The sequence below is a fragment of the Neisseria sp. HMSC061H08 genome, assembly GCF_001836795.1.
Taxonomy (GTDB): domain Bacteria; phylum Pseudomonadota; class Gammaproteobacteria; order Burkholderiales; family Neisseriaceae; genus Neisseria; species Neisseria subflava_A.
In genome coordinates this window covers 1-1,531 of record NZ_KV830585.1, presented here as the reverse complement: position 1 = coordinate 1,531, position 1,531 = coordinate 1, and the positions used below count along the sequence as shown (strand labels likewise).

Below are 1,531 nucleotides of genomic sequence, written 5' to 3'. Positions count from 1 at the left end.
GTGTTTAGGTTTCGGCTGTTGAGGAAAGGGCTTTTTTGCAAAGGTCTCTATTTATATTAAATGCTAGTTCATTATTCTCCACCGCACTTTGCGCATTCAGGCTGCCTTGTGCTGCATTAGCTGTGGTGTCGCCAATAACTGCTCCTGTTGCCGTTCCCAACAGATTGGTAATTGCGGTTACAGTTTCTTTCTCTTCTGCCGTTAAATCGCTGCCTTTATCTTTGCCATATAACCATTTACTGATGTAAGGTGCAGCCGCTTCCGCACCACCTGCACTCAACGCTCCTGCTAGGGCGTTATTGTCTCCTGCTACTGCAACTGCTGCTCCTAATACCGCGTGGGCAAGGATATGTGCAGGTGTGCCTTCTGCATTGTGTTTTTTGAATTGTTGTCCAATTTCATATGACAATGCTGGCGATGCAGTTGCGGCTACTATGCCCATTGTGCTTTCGGTTGGCGCACTTAAGCCCGAGGCGATGCTGTTGAGTAGCACTTGTCCTCGTTGCCAATTTTTCACTTAGGTGTCTTAGTCGCTTTGACTTATCTCGCCTTTTTCTAGTTGTGCTTTAAGTTGGTCAAGGTGTTGGTTAATTTTGATATTGGCTGCCTGAACGTTTTGATTAAAACTTTGGCTTATGGTTCTTTGTAAATCTAGCTCGCTTTGCACCGCTGCTTGGTCAAACACATTTTTCAGGCTGCCTGAAAGCGGATTAACAGCGAAAGAGAGAGAATACGTGAGTGCGAAGGTCCACGCTTGCTATCATACAGGCGGGCTACGTTGGCTTCATTTTTTGAATTGTCAATAGCCCCTAGTACACATGAACTAATTATTTACCATTTGCTGCTTAATTTCTTCAAACCAAGCCTCCTCTACAAGTTGGGGAATTAAAGTATCTGATGCTTGTATAATTAAATCATACTGATAATTAGCAGATAAACTGTTGTTTTTTACATCATAAACCATTTTAATTTCGGTAGGCATCGGTTGATTAAATTGCGTACAAACATCATTTAATTTGTATAAATCCTCCATGATAATGTCCATTACTTGTGTTTGTAATTCAATATCACATTCAGGCAATTCCTCGGTAACTTTATGTCTTTGCAATAATTTGCCATTAATTACAAAGAAATATCCACAAGAGCTAATTCTTGGTTCAAAACAAGTATAAATGTAAATTTTATCCGCTTGCCCTTGTACATATTCCAAACAGATAGACACCATGTCTGCTTGCAGTTCACTAAAATAGTCTTCAAATACCATCATAAACTCCTTATAAATTAGAAATATTAATGAGACCTTTGCAAAAAAGCCCTTCCCTCGACAACCGAAACCTAAACACAGGTTTTCGGCTGTTTTTGTTTCAAATATGCACTGCTTCTACTCAAATACCCCCTTAATCTCTCTTGAATACCTGATTAATCAGGCATCCAACCGCCTTTTAGGCAGCAACAGGCGCACTTAGCCTGTTAGCCGCTTTCAACAGGTTTAAACACATCCTTCAGATGGCTTTGCGCACTCACTTTGAGC

The 1,531-nt window shown here is 40.9% G+C and carries 3 protein-coding genes; all 3 read right to left on the bottom strand.

Annotated elements, in window-relative coordinates; translation table 11 throughout:
- Positions 1 to 4: 4 nt before the first annotated feature.
- The 3 genes from HMPREF2675_RS08975 to HMPREF2675_RS08970 all read right to left on the bottom strand — a co-directional run bounded on the left by HMPREF2675_RS08975 (position 5) and on the right by HMPREF2675_RS08970 (position 1,264).
- The gene (locus HMPREF2675_RS08975) at positions 5 to 517 is read right to left on the bottom strand and encodes a VENN motif pre-toxin domain-containing protein (RefSeq protein WP_283127819.1); all 513 of its coding nucleotides are present in this window, start codon (positions 515 to 517) and stop codon (positions 5 to 7) included.
- 9 nt (positions 518 to 526) lie between these two features.
- Complete coding sequence (locus HMPREF2675_RS11635) at positions 527 to 685, bottom strand: hypothetical protein (protein WP_234396024.1); 159 nt, start codon at positions 683 to 685, stop codon at positions 527 to 529.
- Between the two features lie 138 nt (positions 686 to 823).
- Positions 824 to 1,264, bottom strand: coding sequence for a hypothetical protein (locus HMPREF2675_RS08970; protein ID WP_083323912.1), 441 nt, complete (start codon positions 1,262 to 1,264; stop codon positions 824 to 826).
- Between the last annotated feature and the right edge of the window lie 267 nt (positions 1,265 to 1,531).